The 5,284-nt window shown below is 76.0% G+C and carries 3 protein-coding genes; 2 read left to right on the top strand and 1 reads right to left on the bottom strand.

Features of this window, described 5'->3' with window-relative positions; all coding sequences use genetic code 11:
* Positions 1 to 55: 55 nt before the first annotated feature.
* Positions 56 to 799 carry a hypothetical protein gene (locus ACWDSL_RS51580; protein ID WP_450496483.1) on the bottom strand — a complete coding sequence of 248 codons (744 nt, stop codon included), beginning with the start codon at positions 797 to 799 and terminating at the stop codon, positions 56 to 58.
* A gap of 131 nt (positions 800 to 930) precedes the next feature.
* On the opposite strand from ACWDSL_RS51580, the gene ggt reads away from it, so the two are divergent.
* Both ggt and ACWDSL_RS51590 read left to right on the top strand, forming a co-directional pair.
* Complete coding sequence (gene ggt, locus ACWDSL_RS51585) at positions 931 to 2,811, top strand: gamma-glutamyltransferase (RefSeq protein WP_450496485.1); 1,881 nt, start codon at positions 931 to 933, stop codon at positions 2,809 to 2,811.
* Between the two features lie 152 nt (positions 2,812 to 2,963).
* Positions 2,964 to 5,284: hypothetical protein (locus tag ACWDSL_RS51590; protein WP_450496486.1), on the top strand; the 2,321-nt coding region annotated here is incomplete at its 3' end.

Here is a 5,284-nt window from a genome sequence, read left to right on the forward strand (position 1 = left end):
CAGCGACACGCCGTGGCGTCGGCGTGTCGCTGTCCCATACTCACCGCAAACGGGCTCAGTCCGACTTGTGGGCGGCGCGCGAGCGGCTCGGGGCCGAGGTGGCGGCCTTGGTGACGTCCGCGACGACCTCGACCACGTCCGGTCCGTACGACTGCGAGTTGACGACCTTCAGCAGCAGGCAGAAGGAGCCGTGCGCGCCGTACTTGCGGGCAAACCGGGCGCGATTGCGTACGAGGTGGCGGATCGCGGCGCGGTGGGTGACCGGGCGCTGGCCCGCGGCCAGGAACACGGGACGGCCGGTCTCACCCGCCGTGAGCCGGGCCAGCAGCACGTACTCCACGGAGCCAGGCTCCGCGCGGTACTCGGTCCCGCCTATCGTGAACGAGCCGCGCTCCTGCGTCTCGTCGCCCTGGTGGACCGCGACCCCCGGCAGCAGATTGCTCATGTGGGCGGCGAGCCGGCGGTGCGCGGTCGGGTCGCCGACGCAGAACTCGGTGCGCGCCCCGAAGCCCTGGAGCCCGGTGTCATGCGGGGCGACCTCGGCGTGTGCGCCGCAGTTCTCCACGACGGCGGCGACCCCGAAGAGCGCGAGCGCGTCATGGCGCGGGATGCTCCAATGTGAGGAGGTGCTGTCCCGGTGTGTGACCAGCACGCACTCCGAGCCGTCCGGCAGCCCGAAGAACAACTGCTCGCGGGCGCGCCCGCGGCGCGCCAAGGCTGAGTGCACGGCCCAGCCGAGGGCCAGGCCCACGACCAGGGCCGCGCCGGAAGCGATGAGGTCCTGCACGGTGTCAGTCATGGCCGCGCATCGTAGCCGCGATGTGGGTGTTTGTTCGAGCCGGTGGGGGGCTTCGCCTTCTGTGCGCCCCCTGTCGTTTCCGGGACGGTCACCGGTAGGCTCCGGCCCCTGTCGCTCGCTTGGAGGCCCGGATGGAGCACGCCGCAAGACCAGCCGTAACGTCCTCATCACCAGCAACTTCCACTCCATTGCGCCGACTTCCGGCCCTCGTCGCGACGGCCGGTCTGGTCGTCGCCCTCGGCATCGCCCCGGCGGGCGCGCGGGGCGGCGCACCGGACGGAGCACAGGGCGGCGCGGCCCCGGTCGGCACACCCGCCAAGACCCCCGTGGCCGTCGGCTACGGCGGCGCGGTCTCCAGCGTGGACGCCGACGCCTCGGCGGCCGGTATCGAGGTGCTGCGGCGCGGCGGCAACGCGGTGGACGCGGCCGTGGCCACCGCGGCCGCGCTCGGCGTCACCGAGCCGTACTCGGCGGGCGTCGGCGGCGGCGGATACTTCGTCTACTACAGCGCCAAGCAGCACAAAGTGTTCACCCTCGACGGGCGCGAGACCGCGCCGCGCAGCGCGGACGACAAGCTCTTCCTGGACAAGGACGGCAAGCCGATCCCGTTCGCCGACGCCGTCACCAGCGGACTGAGCATCGGCACCCCCGGCACCCCCGGCACCTGGGACACCGCGCTGGACACCTGGGGCACCCGCTCGCTCGCGCAGGTGCTGAAGCCCGCCGAGCGCATCGCCCGCGACGGCTTCACCGTCGACACCACGTTCCGCCAGCAGACCGCCGACAACCAGGCCCGCTTCAAGGACTTCCCGGACACCGCCAAGCTGTTCCTGCCCGGCGGCGAACTGCCGGTCGTCGGCTCCACCTTCACCAACCCCGACCTGGCCCGTACCTACGCGCTGCTCGCCAAGAAGGGCGTCGGCGCCGTCTACAAGGGCGAACTGGGCCGCGACATCGTCAAGACGGTGCGCAAGCCCCCCGTGGACCCCGCGGCGCAGCGCGTCGTACGGTCCGGCGATCTGACCGAGCGGGACCTATCCGCGTACCAGGTCAAGCGCCAGGCCCCGACCAGGACCTCGTACCGCGGCCTCGACGTGTACGGCATGGCCCCGTCCTCCTCCGGCGGCACCACGGTCGCCGAGGCGCTGAACATCCTGGAGAAGACCGACCTCGGCAAGCTCAGCGACCGCGACTATCTGCACCGCTACATCGAGGCCAGCCGGATAGCCTTCGCCGACCGGGGCCGCTGGGTCGGCGACCCGGCCTTCGAGGACGTGCCGGCCAAGGGCCTCACCTCGCAGCGGTTCGCCGACTCCCGGGCCTGCCTGATCAAGGCCGACGCCGTACTGAGCAGTCCGCTCGCGCCCGGCGACCCCGCCCGGCCCACCGGCTGCGACAGCGGCGGGACCGCGGCCCCCACGACGTACGAGGGCGAGAACACGACGCACCTCACGGTCGCCGACAAGTGGGGCAACGTCGTCGCCTACACCCTCACCATCGAGCAGACCGGCGGCAGCGGCATCACCGTGCCCGGCCGAGGCTTCCTGCTCAACAACGAGCTCACCGACTTCTCCTTCGCCCCCGCCAACCCCGCCGTCCACGACCCGAACCTGCCCGGCCCCGGCAAGCGCCCGCGCTCGTCCATGTCGCCGACGATCGTCACGGACAAGGGCCGCCCGGTGCTCGCGCTCGGCTCGCCCGGCGGCGCCACCATCATCACCACCGTGCTGCAGACCCTGCTGGGCCACCTCGACCGCGGTATGCCCCTGGTCGACGCGATCGCCGCACCCCGCGCCAGCCAGCGCAACGCCGCACAGACCGAACTGGAGCCGGGGCTGTGGAACAGCCCGCTGCGCGGACAGCTCACGACGCTCGGCCACTCCTTCAAACAGAACCCCGAGATCGGGGCGGCGACCGGCGTACAGCGGCTGTCCGGCGGGCGCTGGCTCGCGGCTGCGGAGACCGTACGGCGCGGCGGCGGCTCGGCGATGGTGGTCAGCCCGGACAAGTGACGGACCTCGGCCGACTGGTGTGTGCGGAGTCGGAAAAACTCCCGTAGCACGTTCGTAACCGTCCCCGTAACACGGAGGGTGTCGAATGCGTCCCCACTGGAGGGGGATTCGTCCATGGGGACGCGGACGGGGACACGGGGAGAGGGATGACCATGGCTGGCGGTCAACTCCCGGCCGAGGTTGAGGAGTTCGCACGCTACCTGCGTGCGCTGACGAGGCGTCTGGACGCGGAGCAGGGCTGGTACGGAGTCTTCGCGCAGCGCGATCCGGAAGGCATGCGCGCATGCCTCGACGGCCGGGAGGTGCCGCCCTGGGACGTGGTCCAGGCCCTGCTCCAGGACCTGTCCGCCCAGCGCGGCCCCGACGTGGCGAAGGAGGCCGCCGCCCGCGCCGCCGCCCTCTACCGCGCCTCCGTCACCGTCTACGACACCACGGCCGGCGGCCGCACCGCCCTCCAGGGCCGGTTGGAGGCGATGCTCCGCGAGCAGCGGCACGCGGCCAAGCGCGAACGGGAACTCCACGCCGCCGTACGCGACGCCACCGCCACCGCCGAAGCCGACGCCGATGCCGACGCGAGGGAACGCCTCTCGACGAACCTCGCCTGGGCCCGCGACGACTGGGAGCGAGCCACCGCCCGCTGCGAGGAGCTCCGCGCCCGCCTGACCGCCCTGGACGCCTTGTCGTCCTCCCGAACCCCCGCCTCCCGCGGGGGTTCGTCGTCTGCGGGCGGGCGGGGTGGTCTGGCCGTGCCGGACGGCTGGTTCCGGGACGAGGCGGGGGCCGCAGGGCCCGCGCATGCTGGCTCCGCGCATGGCAGGGCCGAGGGGCCGTCGGCTGATGACGGCGGGATGTCGGTCGGCTCGCAGGCGGGCGGCCCACTGGCGGGCGCGGGGGCTGCGGCTGCCCGGATGCGGCGACCGCGCGGTTCACGGTTCGCCTCGGCGTACGACGAGACGTACGGCGAGACGTACGGCGAGGTGGACGGCAAGCAGCCGCCCGTCGAGCCCGGCTGGGCCGCGCGGCAGGACCATGATCAGAGGGCTGACGGCGGTCCGGGCACCGGGGCGGCAGCGGCAGCCGGAGCCGGTGGCTCCGCGGTCGCGGCCGAGCGGCCGGGCGGTCCAGGGACGGCTGCGGGGCCTGACGGGCCCGGCGCGGGCGCTGGTGGGGCGGCCGGGGCCGGGGCGGTCGGCGCTGGGGCCGAGGCGGACCAGGGAGCCGGGGCACCTACCGGGGCCGGGGCCGGTAGGTCTGGCGAGGTTCGGGCAGTGGGGGAGCCGGGAGGGTCCACGCCCGTGGGTGGCGGCTGGGCGGCCGGTGGCGGCCTGGGAGGCACTGCTGGGGGGTGGGGCGGTAGCGGGGCGTCGGTGGGCCCCGACACGCTTGGGGCCGGGGCGGCCCAGGGGCTCGGAGGGCCTGCCGTGGCGGCGGTCGGCGGGTCCGGCGAGGCGGGAGCCGGGTCGGGCGAGTGGGTTGCTGGGCCGGGGGAGCCGGGACGGGGCTCGCCTATGGGTGGCCGCTGGGCGGCCGGTGGCGGCCCGGGAGGCGCGGCTGGGGGATGGGGCGATCGCGGTGGTGTCGGGGGGCCGAGCGGTCCTGGCGGCAGTGGCGCACCTACGACGGGGCCTCTCGGGGCCGGGGCCGCGGCGGGCGCGGAGCCGGGTGGCATGAGGGCCGCGGCCGGGCCTGGCGGCGGTCTGGGCGCTGTGGGAGCGGATGCGGCCGGGCCTGCCCCGGCGCCGGGCGGCGGGCGGGGTGACTGGGCTGCGGGGCCCGGTGGCGGCGACGCCGCCCGGCCAGGCGTGGGCGGACCAGCCGTGGCGGCGGGCGCGGGGCCCGGTGGTGGCGACGCCGCCCGGCCAGGCGATGCCGGGCCCGCCCCGGCGGCGGGTGGCGTCCCGGCCCCGCGCCCCCGGGCGCGTGGGGCGCGGTTCGCCGGGGTGGAGGAGTCTGCGCCCGTGGCACGGCCGCGCGGGGCGCGGTTCGCGGGGGCCGCGCCGGCCCAGCCGAGCGAGACCGTACAGGCGGCGGCCGCGGCGACCGCGGCGACCGGCGAGGCCGAGGCGGAGTCGGGACACCCGGTCACGCCCCGCGGTGCGCGGTTCGCCGGGGCGTACGGCGGCGGTGGCGGGGACGGGGCGAAGCGGCGTAGGCGGGACAGGGCGCAGGAGGAGGCCGAGCGGCGCGCGGCGCAGGAGGTGGCGCGGACCGCCGAGGCGCGGCGGGCCGCGGCCGAGGCCGTGGACCGGCTGGCGCGGCTGCGGGCGGACGGCCGGGGCGGGGAGGCACACGCCCTGCTGTGCGAGGCCGCCGCCTGGCCCGCCCCCTGGCTCCCTTTACTCGCCGCCGAGCTGGAGCGCGCCGGGCTCGACGCGGACGTGGCCACCCTGCTGTGGGAGGTGGCCTGTCTGCCGCCCGCCGCGCTGGCGGCCGCCGCCGGGGCGCTCGTCGCCGCGGGGCGCGGCGAGGACGG

This window comes from Streptomyces sp. NPDC000941, from assembly GCF_053599555.1.

Excerpts from the sequence above, each read along its gene's own strand:
- ACWDSL_RS51580 (WP_450496483.1), bottom strand. The coding sequence starts at position 799 with ATGACTGACACCGTGCAGGACCTCATCGCTTCCGGCGCGGCCCTGGTC.
- ggt (WP_450496485.1), top strand. The coding sequence starts at position 931 with ATGGAGCACGCCGCAAGACCAGCCGTAACGTCCTCATCACCAGCAACT.